The following is a 12928-nucleotide window of genomic DNA, read 5'->3' as shown; positions in this document are numbered from 1 at the left end:
CGGCCCGCGTCCTCGGGGGACGCGGGCCGGAACTCGGTAAACCTGGGTGTCGCTCGGTGGGCGGGAGGACGGGTTACCAGTCGCCTCCGCCGCCCCAGTCGCCGCCACCGCCGAAGTCGCCGGAGCCGAAGTCCCAGCCTCCGCCGGCGTCGCCGGAGTCGCCGCCGAAGCCGCCGAACCCTCCGTCGCCGCCGCCACCGCCGATCATGTCGTGGTGACCGCCCCAGCCGCCGCCCATCATCGAGCCGAGCATGGTGCCGATCATCATCCCGGACAGCAGGTCCATGCCGCCGTAGGACTGGTAGTAGCCGCCCGCGTAGGGCGCGTAGGCCGGGCCCGCGTCCCAGTAGGGACGGCGGCCGTCGCCGTAGGGCACCATGCGGACGTCGGGCTGCCCGCCGGCCAGCACCGCCTGGGCGTCCGCCGCGCAGGCCGGGACCGAGCGCGGCGCGCCGCCGGCCGGAGCCCACATGACGTCCTGGACGGACGGGCCGTGCTGCGGGTTGAAGAAGCAGGGCGCGCGCCGCTCGGGCACGGGCTCGCCGTTCAGCCGGGCGCGGCAGGCGGTCATGTGGTAGCGGCCGTCCTCCAGCGCGGTCGTGACGGCCTGCATGTCCTCGGGACGGGCGGCCCGCTCGGTGGCGGTCTTCGCCGCGTCGTAGGAGTTCATCGCCTGCTCGTACTCGGACTTCGCCGCGGCGTCCAGGCTCGGGTCCATGACGTTCAGGTCCAGGGCGGCGATGTCCTCACCGAGCCTGGTCACGTCCTCCTCGACCCCGCGCTTGAGGTCGGCCATCTCGCGCTCCCGGCGCGTCCGGCGGCGCTTGCGCACCACCACGAACGCCGCGATCGCGCCGGCGACGACCAGCACCAGGACGCCCAGCAGCACGAAGGCGCCGACCATCCCGGACTTCTCCTTGTCGGCCGCCTTCTTCTCGGCACGGTCGGAGAAGTCGATCACCCGCTGCTTCAGCGGCTCACCGGACACCTCCGCCACCAGCTTGTTGGCGTCCTTCGGGGAGAGGTAGGAGCCCTTCTTGGTCAGGGCCAGCATGTGCTTGCCGTCCGCCGCGATGGCGACGTAGACCTTGCCCTTGTCCACCCGGGTGGCGACGGCCCGCAGCGCCGCCACCGTCCCCGACTGCGAGTTGTTGCCGTCGGTGACGACGACGCGGATGTCCGCCTTGGAGTTCTTGTTGAGAGCCGCGTTCATCTCGGCCACGTCCGAGGACGGGACCTGAGACGCGACGCTGCTGTCCACGTACACGCGCGAGCTCATCAGGCCCTTGGCGATCTGACTCGGAGAGTCGTCCGCCCGGGCCCCCGTCCCCCACAGACTCACCAGCAGGACGGTCAGTACGGCGACTCCCGCCGCGAGAACACCACGCCTGGCCGTGCGCCGTGGCCTGTTTTCGGATCTCATGATTCTCAGTGTGCCTCCTTGCTGGATAAGACGAGCTCAGCCCCATGGACGTTCCGCCCCGCCCCCCGACTCCCCATGAATCGCTGAGACCTTCGTCACACTCGCGCCATTCAACCCTCAAACCGGCCCCGACATGTACCGATGAGCGAATCCGCCCCGATTCTCGTCCGACCGTGCCCGAACGCTCGCGGCGCGTAGGCGAGAAAAGCCGCACACGTGGGCCATGACGCCTCATATGGCCACAGAAGCGCCGTGACGGCAATCCGGCAGCCCTGACCGTGCGACGGGGCCAAGGCCGTCCTGAGAGCACCAGGGCGAAGCGGAGGCGTGGCCCAGCCCGGCCCCCCACCGGCGGAAGCAGACGAGGTGTGCGGCGAACCGGTTCGCCGCACACCTCGGACGGGAGGTGACCGGAGGTCAGGAGTCCTTGATCTCGCAGATGACGGCGCCGCTGGAGACGGTTTGACCGACGGCCGCGGAGAGCCCGGTGACGGTTCCGGCCTTGTGCGCGGTGAGCGGCTGCTCCATCTTCATGGCCTCCAGCACGACCACCGTGTCGCCCGCGGCGACGGTCGCGCCGTCCTCGGCGACGATCTTGACGATGGTGCCCTGCATGGGCGAGACCAGGGCGTCGCCGGACGCCTGCGCGGCGGCTCCGGACTTCTTGCCCCCGCGGCGGCGCGCCGGACCGGCCTTGGCGGCGGCGGGCGCGGCCGACACGCCCAGCGCGGACGGCAGCGTGACCTCGATGCGCTTGCCGCCGACCTCGACGGTGACGGTCTCCCGCGTCGGGGCGTCCTCGTCGTCCGCGGCGGCGGGGCCGGCGAACGGCGCGATGTCGTTGTCGAACTCGGTCTCGATCCACCGGGTGTGGACGGAGAAGGGCGTCCCGTCCTCGGCGGGGACGAACGCCGGGTCGTCCAGGACGCGGCGGTGGAACGGCAGGACGGTCGGCATGCCGTCCACGACGAACTCGTCCAGCGCCCGGCGCGCCCGCTCGACCGCCTGCCGGCGCGTCGCGCCGCTCACGACCAGCTTCGCGATCAGCGAGTCGAACTGCTGCGGGACGGTCTGCCCCTTGACGTACCCGGAGTCGAGCCGGACGCCCGGCCCGGACGGCGGCTGCCAGTCGGTGAGCGTCCCGACGGCGGGCAGGAAGCCGCGTCCGGCGTCCTCCGCGTTGATCCGGAACTCGATGGAGTGGCCGCGCAGCTCAGGGTCGCCGTAGCCGAGCTCCTCGCCGGCCGCGATGCGGAACATCTCGCGGACGAGGTCGATCCCGGCGACCTCCTCGGTGACCGGGTGCTCCACCTGCAGGCGGGTGTTGACCTCGAGGAACGAGATCGTGCCGTCCTGCCCGACGAGGAACTCGCAGGTGCCCGCGCCCACGTACCCCGCCTCGCGCAGGATCGCCTTGGACGACTTGTAGAGCAGGTCCACCTGCTCGTCGGACAGGTAGGGGGCCGGGGCCTCCTCGACGAGCTTCTGGTGGCGGCGCTGCAGCGAGCAGTCGCGGGTGGACACCACGACCACGTTGCCGTGCTTGTCCGCCAGGCACTGCGTCTCGACGTGCCGGGGCCTGTCGAGGTAGCGCTCGACGAAGCACTCGCCGCGGCCGAACGCGGCGACCGCCTCGCGGACGGCCGACTCGTACAGCTCGGCGACCTCGCCCAGCTCGCGGGCCACCTTCAGGCCGCGCCCGCCGCCGCCGAACGCGGCCTTGATCGCGATCGGCAGGCCGTGCTCCTCGGCGAACGCGACGACCTCGTCCGCGCCGGACACCGGGTCCTTGGTGCCCGCGACCAGCGGCGCGCCCACCTTCTGCGCGATGTGCCGGGCCTGCACCTTGTCGCCGAGCGCCGTGATCGCCGCCGGGGGCGGGCCGATCCAGGTCAGCCCGGCGTTCTCGACCGCGGCGGCGAAGTCGGCGTTCTCGGCCAGGAAGCCGTATCCGGGGTGGACGGCGTCCGCCCCGCTGTCGGCGGCGACGCGCAGCAGCTTCTCGATGTCCAGGTAGGACTCGGCGGCGGTGGTGCCGCCCAGGGTGTACGCCTCGTCCGCCACCCGAACGTGCAGGGCGTCCAAGTCCGGCTCGGCGTACACCGCGACACTGGTCAACCCGGCGTCACGGCAAGCACGGGCAATACGGACCGCGATCTCCCCGCGGTTGGCGATCAGGACCTTGCGCACGTGGGTCTCCTCCCTCGACTCGCACGCGCAGTCTAGATAAGTGTCCCGGGCCCGCCGACGGTAAGCCCCTCCTTATGCTCGCGAACCGGGACGATTCGCCTCCCGCGCGGTGCCAGGAGGGCGACAGCGCGCCCGTCCCGATGTCGAGCGGGACCGCGACGAGTGGATCAGTCGAGTCTCACGCATTTCCCCAGGTGAGGGCTACCTGCCAGGCTTCACGGACGGCCAGAGGGTCCGTTTGTCAGAGGCTGCCGTGAGACCGGGGAGCGGCGCGGCGCCGAAGCGCCCGTCTTGCTGACCGCAATCTGCGAGACAGCGGCGACGGCGGGACCGGATCGGCATGCCGAAGCCCCCGGCCGGATGGTCGGCCGGGGGCTTCGGAGAGTGGCGCGGGTCGGTTCTCGCGGTGCGCGGATCAGTTCTCGCGCTTGTAGCGGCGGTTGAACTTCTCGACGGCGCCGGTGGAGTCGACCAGACGGCTGCGGCCCGTGTAGAACGGGTGGCTCGCCGCCGAGACGTCGACGTCCACCACCGGGTAGGTGTTGCCGTCCTCCCAGGTCACCGTCTGGGTAGACGTGGCCGTGGAGCGCGTCAGGAACGCGAAGTCGGCGCCGCGGTCGCGGAACACGACCGGCCGGTACTCGGGGTGGATGCTCTGCTTCATGGTCGCCTCCAGGGTGGACGGGTGGTCATCGGCCGCGGTGCTCCGGGCGGTTCGCCCCGCCCGCATCGCGGACGCCCCGTACAACCAGACGGGAACGGTTTTCATTCCGTCCGCCCGAATCGGGTCTCCCGGGAGGCTGATCAAGCGGTGTATCTTCTGCGGGGATCCGCGGAGTTTCGCAGGGAGAAGCATGGTTCGGCACTGGTCGCGGGCGGTGTTGCTGGCCGCGCTGGCGGTCTGCGTCGTGGTGCCGTCCTCGGCGCGGCCCAGCCGCCCGTCCGTGGACGCCGACACGACCCGGCAGCTCACCGTCGCCGCCGGGGCCCTGCTGGACTTCCGCTCCCAGACCCTGGTGGAACGCCGTCGGCACGACCGCCGGCCCCCGACCGAGGTGCTCGGCGTCAAGATCGCGCCGGACCTCGCCGAGAACCAGGAACGCGCCGTCCGGGAGCTGACGAACCGCAACCGCGCGCCCGTCCCCGGCGGTCCCGCGTACGTCGAGGCGAAGACCCGGCTGTCCGCCGACCGCGCCGTCCGGCACGGCGACCGCATCACCCTGGACGTGACCGAGCACACCGACCTCAGCTACGGGAACGGGCGGATCGAGCAGTCGGTCCGCCGCCGCTTCGAGTTCGAGCGGCGGGGCGGGCAGCTCGTCCTGGTGGGGGAGCGGGTCACCGACCCGGGGGCGCGCCCGGTGAACGACCCGGACCCGACGGACGAGCCGTCCCCGCAGCAGCCGAGCCCGACGCCCGAGCCGTCCGAGCCGTCCGCGCCCGCCCCGGCCACGCCGGAGCCGTCCCCGTCCCCGACGGGGCCGACGCCGAGCCCGACGCCGTCGAGCCCGTCCGCCACGCCGACCACGCCGACCAGCCCGGCGACGCCGTCCGCGCCCGTGTCGCCGACGTCCACGCCGCCGCCCGTCCCGGTCCCCGTGGTCCCGCCGATCACCCTGACGCCGCCGTCCTTCTGACCGCCCGGCCCGGCCCTTTCGCCAGGTCGGGACGGGGGTCAAGGGATGGGTCAGAATGCGATGGGCGAACACGCCGGAAATCGTGTTCATGGCCGGATCCGGCCAGGCCAAGCCAACCGGAATGGGGGCCAAACGGTGCGGGAAGACCGTTGTGCGTCTGGCTTCCGGTGATCGGTGGGGCGTAGGCTGCGGGCATATTCTTCGGGGCCCGGAGAACGCGCCACGGCGAGGCGGCGACCGTCCGACGTGGCCCAGCGATCGCAAGCAGCGACGAAAGGGTCGAAGCATGAGCGGTGACAAGCGCGGCGCCAGCATCGGGGCACTCGAAGACCTGTCCCGGATGTTCAGCAAGCACTCCCGGAACCTGGACGCGCTCATCAAGGACCTCAACGGCCGCACCGTCAGCAGCACCGAGGTGTGGTGGGGGCCCGGCGCGGACCGGTTCCGCAGCGCGTGGGCCGAGGCCAAGACGGCCTTCGACAAGATGGCGCTCGCCCTCGAGGAGGGCAGCCAGGACATCAAGCGCTCGCAGCAGAACATCGAGGCCGCCACCCGCTGATCGCGGCCCCCTGGACCGCGGGTCCCGGCCCATCCCCCCGAGGCCGGGACCCGCACCCGCCACACCCCGCACCCGCCCGTTCCGCGAGACATGCCGGACATCCGTCACGACACGGAGTCACGTTCCGGGAACGGGCCGTCGCGCGCGCCGCCTCGCGTGCGAAAGTCGAGCACGGGACGACGGAGGGTGACGATGAGCGGACCTGACGCGCTGGAGCTGCGGATGCTCCTCGGCCGGGTGCAGAGCCTGTCGGACGAGCACTGGCGGCTGCTGTCCGGGCCGCGCCAGGCCATGGCCGACCACGCGTGGGTGGGCGGCGCGTCCGCCGCGGGCTTCGCGGCCCGCCTGGAGGACGCCGAACGCCGCCTGCAGGCCCAGCTCGCCCGGGCCGTCCAACTGCTCCGCGACAAGTCGAACATGCCGGCCTTCTGATGGGCGACGCCTGGCTCAGCCCCGACACCTGCGGCGTGAAGCTGGCCGAGTTCGAGCAGATGACCCGCCAGATGACCCGCGCCGCGCCCGCCCTCGCCACCCTCGCCGACCAGCTCTGGCAGACCCTGAACGCCGCCGGCGTCTCCACCGCCCCCGCCCTGGAGATCCGCCGCCTGGCCGCCTGGGCCACCGACGCCGCGTCCGACCTGCGCCGCCGCAACCTGCTCGCGCACGACATGGACCGCCAGCCCGGCGCCCTCAGGTTCTGCGGCCTGGACGGCACCTACCTGACCCTTCCCGACCGCTTCACCGACCAGGTCGCCCAGTACGAGGGCATCCGGGTCGCCGACGTCCTCCGCCGGGCCGCCGCCGGAGACCGCTCCGCCTGGGACGAGCTGAACCGCATCCGTCCCGAGGACGTCACCCCCGCCTTCGCGAAGGCGCTGATGGCCTCCCTCGGTCCCGGCGGCCTGGTCTCCATCCCCGTCGCCCTGGCCAAGCAACTCGCCGGCGACATGAACCTGGAACCCGCCGACGGCAGCCTCCACCACGTCGGCGACGGCAAGATCAACGCCGACGCCGCCAACGCCCGCACCGCCCTCGCCACCCTGGCCCGAGCGCTGTCCTACACGACCGACCCGCAGAGCAAGGGCTACCTGGGCGACCAGTTCCTCACCCAACTCCGCGACACCGGCCGCGCCCACTTCCCGCCGCAGGCCCCTCCCGGCAACCAGGTGGACGGCTACCAGGCCGTTTCGAGCGTCCTGGGCGCGAGCGGAGACGCCAGATTCTCCCCGGCCTTCTTCCGCGTCGTCGGCCACGACATGATCGCCTACGACCGTCAGCAGCGGAAGAACTCCCCGAACGTCGTCACCGACCTGAGCGGCTACTTCCACCTGGGCAACGCCCTGGACGCCGGAACCACCAAGGTCGTCCGCGAGGAGGGCGGTCTCCTGGGCCGCAAGAACGGCCCGCCGCCGCAACGCGAGATCCTCTCCCCGCTCCTGCGAACCGCCGCCCACTCCGGCCGGGACGCCGCCCAGTCCCTCATCAGCGGATGGCACGGCCCGTTCTCCCCCAAAGACGCCACCATCACGAAGGACTCCGATCTCTACTACCTCGTCCACGACCTCCGCGGGGACTGGGGCAGAACCGACCACGGCAAGTCCCTCGGCGAAGCCCTCCGCACAGCCGCCACCGGCCAGGACGAGGTCTCCACCACCCTCGCCCTCCAAGCCGCCAAGGCACTCGCTGACACCGCTCGGTCCTACTTCACGCCCGAGGTCGGCAAGAACGAGATGCGCGTCAACGGCGATGCCGTTTCGGACCTCTCCGCGCTGCGTCCGGCCATGGCGGATGTCCTGGCCAGTCATATGGACGAACTGCATTCCGTCTACCGGGAGTTCCACTACACGACCGAACCCAGCAAATCCGGCCTGGGGAACGGCGACCTGGATTACGCGCTCCTGGACATCTGCCGCGACGCCGCCGCGTACGACACCCTTCTCAAAGCCCAGATCGTCCACGCGCGGCTCGCGGTGGACGGCGCCGTCGCCAAGGGCGGCGACCTGACCCGGAACCTGGAGGACATCCTTCCCAGCGAGGGCTGGATGTTCGGCCGCCTTGTGGAGGCCCGCACCCGAAGCGTCCAGGCGGAGAAAGCACGCCTCGACCAGGTCAACGCGGAGCTGGCCCAGCGCGTGAACCAACTGGTCGGCCTCATTCCCGTCGCCTCCCTCTACAGCAAGGCCGCCGCGGTCCCTGGCGCGGAAGCCGCCGGCGCCAAGGTCACCGGCCGCCTCACGGGCGTCCTGGAGAACTGGATCACCCAACGCCTGGCCGAGAAACCGGACCCGACCCTCCTGACCCCGAAGAGCAACACCGAAGCCGTCCAACGCCTCTTCACCCAAATGATCGCCTCCTCCATGGCAGAGCATGGTCGTTTTGGAGGAAATGATTTGCGTGGTAAATCCTTTGCGAACCGTGGGGATCGGCCAGAAATGAAATCTTTGGAATCGCTTGGCAGGGAAGACCTCTCTGCCTTCCTGCGGTGGGCCGCGGTTCATGCTCGGCTGGACTCGGCTGACAGGGTGATGCAGTCAACGCTGGAGCAGGGGCAGAAAGAAGTGGCGAGTCATTTCGGTAACGAAGGCGGAGAGCATTTGCCGCCTAGTTTCACGAGTTGAGACGATGAAGATCGCCTCTCTTGCAATTGCTGCGGTGATGCTTCTTCCGTCTTCGTGTGCGAACGCTGGCGACTCCAATCGAGATTTCCCGGCCGTTCTCCCTTCCATAATCGATAGCGGCCCCTATATTTGCGACTTGGTGCCGGAGAAGGCGCTCCGACAGGTGGTGGGAGTCCCAGGGACTCCCTTGCGAACGTCTTGGGATGGGCGGCAGGTCAACAACGGCCTGTGTCTGGGTTTCACTCCTAGCGGTGAAGCCCCGGTGGGAATAACTTGGTCCTTCGATCGCGCCGATCACGCAGTTACCACTCAGCGCATGAACTGGAGAGAACGCTCTCCGCTTCCACTGCCGAAGGAACTGGGTTCCGGGTTTACTGTAATCGACCCAAGTGGTGGGGTGGCTGGCAGGAAAAATCTCGTTGTCGCTGCTTTTGCTTGTGGGGTACGACGTCCATGGATCAGTATTGATTTTGCGCCGGTTGTTCGGGGGCGGGATGCGGTGGCGGACATGATCGCGTTCATGCGGATTGCGGAGAGGCGGTTCGGGGAGATCCATGGGTGTACGCCGCGTCCGAGGTGAGGCGGGGTCGGAGAGGGGAGGTCCGGTGGGGAAGAAGTCGTGGGGTGAGCTGAGCTCGCGGCAGCGGCGGATGATCGTGGGGTCGGCGGTGGTGCAGTGGGGGCTGGCGATCGCGACGCTGCTGGATCTGCGGCGGCGGGACGATGACGAGGTGCGGGGTTCCAAGCGGTTGTGGCGGACGGCGGCGTTCGTGAACTTCGTCGGGCCTCTGGCGTACTTCCTGTTCGGGCGGAAGAAGCGCGGCTGAGGAACGGGGTTGCATCTCCGGTTACTGGAGGCCCCAGGGTTGGGGCATGGCAGAGGAACTGGTCTTCTCGATCGGGGAGTTGGCGCGGCGCACCGGGTTGTCGGTGAAGACCGTGCGGTTCTACTCGGATGAGGGGCTGGTGCCCCCTGCCCGGCGTACTGACGCCGGTCACCGGCTGTACGACGTGCGCGCGCTGGCGAAGGTGGAGCTGGTGCGGACGCTGCGGGATCTCGGCGTGGACCTGGCGACCGTCCGGCGGTTGCTGGAGCGGGGCGTCACGTTGCCGGAGATCGCGGCGGTGCACGCCGAGGCGCTGGACGCGCAGATCCGGACGTTGCGGTTGCGGCGCGCGGTCCTGCGGGCGGTGGCGAGACGAGGATCCGACCCTGAGGAGTTGAAGATCATGCATGACCTGGCGCGGTCGTCCGCCGAGGAGCGGAACGCGATCATCCACGAGTTCATCGACGCGACGTTCCGGGGGCTCGACGGGAACCCGGCGTTCGTCGCGATGATGCGGAGCGCGATGCCGGAGCTGCCGGACGACCCCGAGCCCGAGCAGGTCGAGGCGTGGATCGAGCTGGCCGACCTGGTCCGGGACGAGGACTTCCGGGCGTCCGTGCGGAGGATGGCGGAGCTGCAGGCGGAGAACGACGAGACCGAGCTGCACCAGGAGCTGACGCGGGTGGTCGCCGAGAAGGTCGGCGCGGCGCTCGCGGCAGGGATCGCCCCCGGGTCGCCGGAGGCCGCGCCGGTGGTGGACGGCCTGCTCGCGCGCTACGCCGAGACGTTCGGCGCGGAGGATTCGCCCGAGTACAGGAGGAGCGTCATGCGGCGGCTGGAGGTGGCGGACGACCCGCGGGCCGCGCGGTACTGGGCGCTGCTCGGGAAGATCAACGGGTGGCCGGAGCAGCCGGACATGGCGCCGGTGATGGACTGGTTCACGGCCGCGCTGCGGGCTCGGCTGGACGGTTGAGTTCGGAGCGGACGAGTTCCAGCAGCCGACCCATCCAGTTGCGGCCTCCGCGGGGTCCCCGGTCGGTCCAGAAGGGGGACTCGGAGTAGCCCTGGTAGCTGAGGGGGGCGTCCCCGGTGGCCAGCAGGATCGCGGCCATCGGGGGGTGCTGGGCGAACTTGGCGCGCAGGATGTCGGTCATGACGGCGAGGCGGCGGGCGGGCCAGTCGGGCTGCAGCGGGCGGGAGCCGCCGAGTTCCTGCGCCTCGTGGGCCGTCTCCGCGTCGCGGACCCGGTCGTGGTCGTCGGGGGCGGCCACGGCCTGGGCCCAGTAGGCGTGCAGGGCCGTCCGGTAGGTCTGGCCGCGGTAGGTGAGCGGGGACGGGAACTCGTTGCGCAGCACGGCGTCGTCGAGGACGTCGCCGGACGGCCCGCCGCGTTCGTTCAGGATGACCGCGGGTGTGGGGGCCGGGTCGTCCGCGTGCCGCAGGGCGATCTTCGCGCGGTAGGTCTCCTCGCCCCGGTCGCCCGCGTCGAAATACTCCTTGACCTGGAGGTACATCTCCTCGGTGGCGATCGGGCCGTCGCCGCAGACGGGCTGCCCCGGGTCGGTGGCGAGCCTGCGCAGGGGAATGTCCTGGAGGTCCATGTCGCCGAGGAGGAAGACGCGTTCGTGCGCCGGGACGGCGAGGTAGGCGTTCCGGACGAGCCGCCGGTTGGCCTCGGTCGGCTCGCGCCGCCAGCGGCGGATGGCGTCGTGGCAGCGGTCGGCCGTCGTCGGGCGGTCGTTCAGCTCCGCGATCCTGTCCAGGACCTCGGCGACGAACCCGTCGGCGGTGAGCGGCTCCGGGTACCGCGCCGACCAGCGCGGACGCTCCGGCTCGGTGGCCGGCGCGGACCGTTCGGGGTCGTGGAGCAGGACGCGCCCGTCCGCGAGGCGGCGGCGCAGGCCCTCGACGTCCGTGCCGTCGAGGCCCGTGCCGTCGCAGCCGATGAGGCCGTCGGCGAAGACGAACAGGTCATCGACGTGGGGGCGGGTGGCGGAGCGGCGCGTCACCCAGACGTGGCACCAGACGCCGGGCACCGTCTCGCCGGCGACGACGCGGCGGGTCGGGCCTCTCCAGAACATGCCCGCACCCTAGTGGCCGGTTTCGGCAAGGGCGGTGCGGACGTTCCGGGGAGAAGATCGGGGGCGGAGCCCGGGCGCCGGGTGCGGAGGTGAGGTTCGCGTGCGGATCACCAACGAGCGCGTGCTGGAGGTGTTCGACGCCATCGCGGGGCGGTACGACCGGCAGATGGCGACCTGCGAGCGGTGGCTGTTCCCGGGCAGCCGGGCGTGGGTGACCCGGCGCGCGGCCGGACGGGTCGTGGAGATCGCGGTCGGGACGGGCCTGAACCTGCCGCTCTACCCGGACGAGGTCGTGTCCGTCGTCGGGATCGACCTGTCGGAGGCGATGCTGGCGGTCGCGCGGGAGCGGGTGCGGGACGAGAAGCTCGGCGACCGGGTCGAGCTGCGGCGCGGGGACGTCCAGCGCGCCGGCCTGCCGGACGGGTGCGCGGACACGGTCGTCTCCACGTTCACGCTCTGCTCGATCCCGGACGCGGACGCGGCCGTGGGGGAGGCGTACCGGATGCTGCGTCCGGGCGGACGGTTCGTCCTCGCCGAGCACGGGCCGTCATCGAACCTCGTCGTCCGGACGCTGATGCGCGCGGTGGAGCCGCTGGTCGTCCGGTTCTCGGCGGACCACCTGACGCGCGATCCGCGGCCGATGCTGCGCCGAGCCGGTTTCCGGGTCGAGCAGGTCGAGCGGGGACGGCTCGGGGTGAGCTTCCGGATCCTGGCCGTCCGCCCTGAATGACGGGGGCGGCCCGGCGGGTCTTCCTGGGCGGGCAGGCGGTGTCGCTGCTCGGGGACGGGCTGGCGGTGCTGGCCGTCCCGCTGCTGGTGCTGCGGCTGACGCGCGATCCGCTGGCGGCCGGGTTGGCGGCGGCGCCGCGCGGCATCGGGTACCTGGTCGTCGGCGTCCCGGCGGGGGCGCTGGTCGACCGGTGGAACGCCTGGAACGTCCTGGTGGTGGCGGATGTCGTCCGCGCCGGCGTGTTCGTGGCCCTGCCCGTCATGACGTGGACGGGCGCGGCGTCGTTGTCCGTGGTCCTGGCGTCGGCCGTCGTCGCGGGCATCGCGACGGTGTTCTTCGACGCGGCGCTCGGAGCGTCCCTGAAGGATCTGTTCGCCAACGAGGGCCTGCTGCGCGCGAACGCGGTCATGGAGACGGCGGCCCAGCTCGCCGCCGTCGCGGGTCCGGCGGCTGTCGCGTTGGTCGCGGCGACGGCGGGCATCGGGACGGCGCTGCTGTTCGACGCCGGGACCTTCCTCGTTTCGTGCGCGTCCCTCCTGGCCGTCTCCCGCGCCAGGCCGTCCCCGCGCGCACGAGGCGGTTCCGGTTCTCTGCGACGGGTCGGGCGCGACTTCGCCGATGGGGTGCGGTTTCTGGTCGGGTGCCGTCCGCTGTTGGCGGTGACGGTGGTGCAGGTGGCCGTGAACCTGTGCCTCGCCGTTGACACGCTGATCGTCTACCTCGGCCGGGTGACGCTCGGCCTTCCCACGCGCGCGGTCGCGGCGCTGGTGGCGGCCGAAGGGGTGGGCGGTGTCGCGGGGGCGGTGGCGGCGGGCGCGCTCGCGCGGCGGCTCGGCCCGATGGGGGCGGTCGCGGCGGGGGTC

General features: G+C 71.4%; 12 protein-coding genes. 8 read left to right on the top strand and 4 right to left on the bottom strand.

Annotated elements, in window-relative coordinates; translation table 11 throughout:
• Positions 1-73: 73 nt before the first annotated feature.
• The 3 genes from DZF91_RS40730 to DZF91_RS35230 all read right to left on the bottom strand — a co-directional run bounded on the left by DZF91_RS40730 (position 74) and on the right by DZF91_RS35230 (position 4277).
• Complete coding sequence (locus tag DZF91_RS40730) at positions 74-1342, bottom strand: hypothetical protein (protein ID WP_158588117.1); 1269 nt, start codon at positions 1340-1342, stop codon at positions 74-76.
• A 498-nt stretch (positions 1343-1840) separates the two neighbouring features.
• Entirely contained in the window at positions 1841-3613 is a 1773-nt protein-coding gene (locus DZF91_RS35235; RefSeq protein WP_117361368.1) for an acetyl/propionyl/methylcrotonyl-CoA carboxylase subunit alpha, read from the bottom strand.
• A gap of 415 nt (positions 3614-4028) precedes the next feature.
• Entirely contained in the window at positions 4029-4277 is a 249-nt protein-coding gene (locus DZF91_RS35230) for a type B 50S ribosomal protein L31 (protein ID WP_117361370.1), read from the bottom strand.
• A 190-nt stretch (positions 4278-4467) separates the two neighbouring features.
• On the opposite strand from DZF91_RS35230, the gene DZF91_RS40725 reads away from it, so the two are divergent.
• The 6 genes from DZF91_RS40725 to DZF91_RS35200 all read left to right on the top strand — a co-directional run bounded on the left by DZF91_RS40725 (position 4468) and on the right by DZF91_RS35200 (position 10227).
• Positions 4468-5250 carry a hypothetical protein gene (locus tag DZF91_RS40725; RefSeq protein ID WP_158588116.1) on the top strand — a complete coding sequence of 261 codons (783 nt, stop codon included), beginning with the start codon at positions 4468-4470 and terminating at the stop codon, positions 5248-5250.
• A 286-nt stretch (positions 5251-5536) separates the two neighbouring features.
• Entirely contained in the window at positions 5537-5809 is a 273-nt protein-coding gene (locus DZF91_RS35220; RefSeq protein ID WP_117361367.1) for a WXG100 family type VII secretion target, read from the top strand.
• A 192-nt stretch (positions 5810-6001) separates the two neighbouring features.
• Positions 6002-6241, top strand: a complete 240-nt coding sequence (locus tag DZF91_RS35215; RefSeq protein WP_117361366.1) for a hypothetical protein — start codon at positions 6002-6004, stop codon at positions 6239-6241.
• Complete coding sequence (locus tag DZF91_RS35210; protein ID WP_117361365.1) at positions 6241-8427, top strand: hypothetical protein; 2187 nt, start codon at positions 6241-6243, stop codon at positions 8425-8427. The genes DZF91_RS35215 and DZF91_RS35210 overlap by 1 nt, the downstream gene beginning before the upstream one ends.
• 605 nt (positions 8428-9032) lie before the next feature.
• Positions 9033-9254 (top strand): PLDc N-terminal domain-containing protein, encoded by a 222-nt coding sequence (locus DZF91_RS35205; RefSeq protein ID WP_199487112.1) that lies wholly within the window; start codon positions 9033-9035, stop codon positions 9252-9254.
• 46 nt (positions 9255-9300) lie between these two features.
• Entirely contained in the window at positions 9301-10227 is a 927-nt protein-coding gene (locus tag DZF91_RS35200) for a MerR family transcriptional regulator (RefSeq protein WP_117361364.1), read from the top strand.
• Here DZF91_RS35200 and DZF91_RS35195 read toward each other — a convergent pair.
• Complete coding sequence (locus DZF91_RS35195; RefSeq protein WP_117361363.1) at positions 10193-11335, bottom strand: NADAR family protein; 1143 nt, start codon at positions 11333-11335, stop codon at positions 10193-10195. The two genes, DZF91_RS35200 and DZF91_RS35195, sit on opposite strands and share 35 nt — an antisense overlap.
• Positions 11336-11435: 100 nt before the next feature.
• On the opposite strand from DZF91_RS35195, the gene DZF91_RS35190 reads away from it, so the two are divergent.
• Together DZF91_RS35190 and DZF91_RS35185 are read left to right on the top strand one after the other, a co-directional pair.
• The gene (locus tag DZF91_RS35190; protein ID WP_117361362.1) at positions 11436-12065 is read left to right on the top strand and encodes a class I SAM-dependent methyltransferase; all 630 of its coding nucleotides are present in this window, start codon (positions 11436-11438) and stop codon (positions 12063-12065) included.
• Positions 12062-12928, top strand: an 867-nt coding sequence (locus tag DZF91_RS35185; RefSeq protein ID WP_117361361.1) for an MFS transporter, incomplete at its 3' end; no start/stop codon positions are given. The genes DZF91_RS35190 and DZF91_RS35185, both read left to right, overlap by 4 nt.

Source organism: Actinomadura logoneensis, assembly GCF_003428695.1.
Lineage (GTDB): Bacteria > Actinomycetota > Actinomycetes > Streptosporangiales > Streptosporangiaceae > Spirillospora > Spirillospora logoneensis.
The sequence above is the reverse complement of the archived record's forward strand: the minus strand, read 5'-3'. Positions and strand labels throughout refer to the sequence as shown.

What these genes read in the sequence shown, in the direction of transcription:
- DZF91_RS35230 (WP_117361370.1), bottom strand. Translation starts at nt 4,277, where the DNA reads ATGAAGCAGAGCATCCACCCCGAGTACCGGCCGGTCGTGTTCCGCGAC.
- DZF91_RS40725 (WP_158588116.1), top strand. Translation starts at nt 4,468, where the DNA reads ATGGTTCGGCACTGGTCGCGGGCGGTGTTGCTGGCCGCGCTGGCGGTC.
- DZF91_RS35220 (WP_117361367.1), top strand. Translation starts at nt 5,537, where the DNA reads ATGAGCGGTGACAAGCGCGGCGCCAGCATCGGGGCACTCGAAGACCTG.
- DZF91_RS35215 (WP_117361366.1), top strand. Translation starts at nt 6,002, where the DNA reads ATGAGCGGACCTGACGCGCTGGAGCTGCGGATGCTCCTCGGCCGGGTG.
- DZF91_RS35210 (WP_117361365.1), top strand. Translation starts at nt 6,241, where the DNA reads ATGGGCGACGCCTGGCTCAGCCCCGACACCTGCGGCGTGAAGCTGGCC.
- DZF91_RS35200 (WP_117361364.1), top strand. Translation starts at nt 9,301, where the DNA reads ATGGCAGAGGAACTGGTCTTCTCGATCGGGGAGTTGGCGCGGCGCACC.
- DZF91_RS35195 (WP_117361363.1), bottom strand. Translation starts at nt 11,335, where the DNA reads ATGTTCTGGAGAGGCCCGACCCGCCGCGTCGTCGCCGGCGAGACGGTG.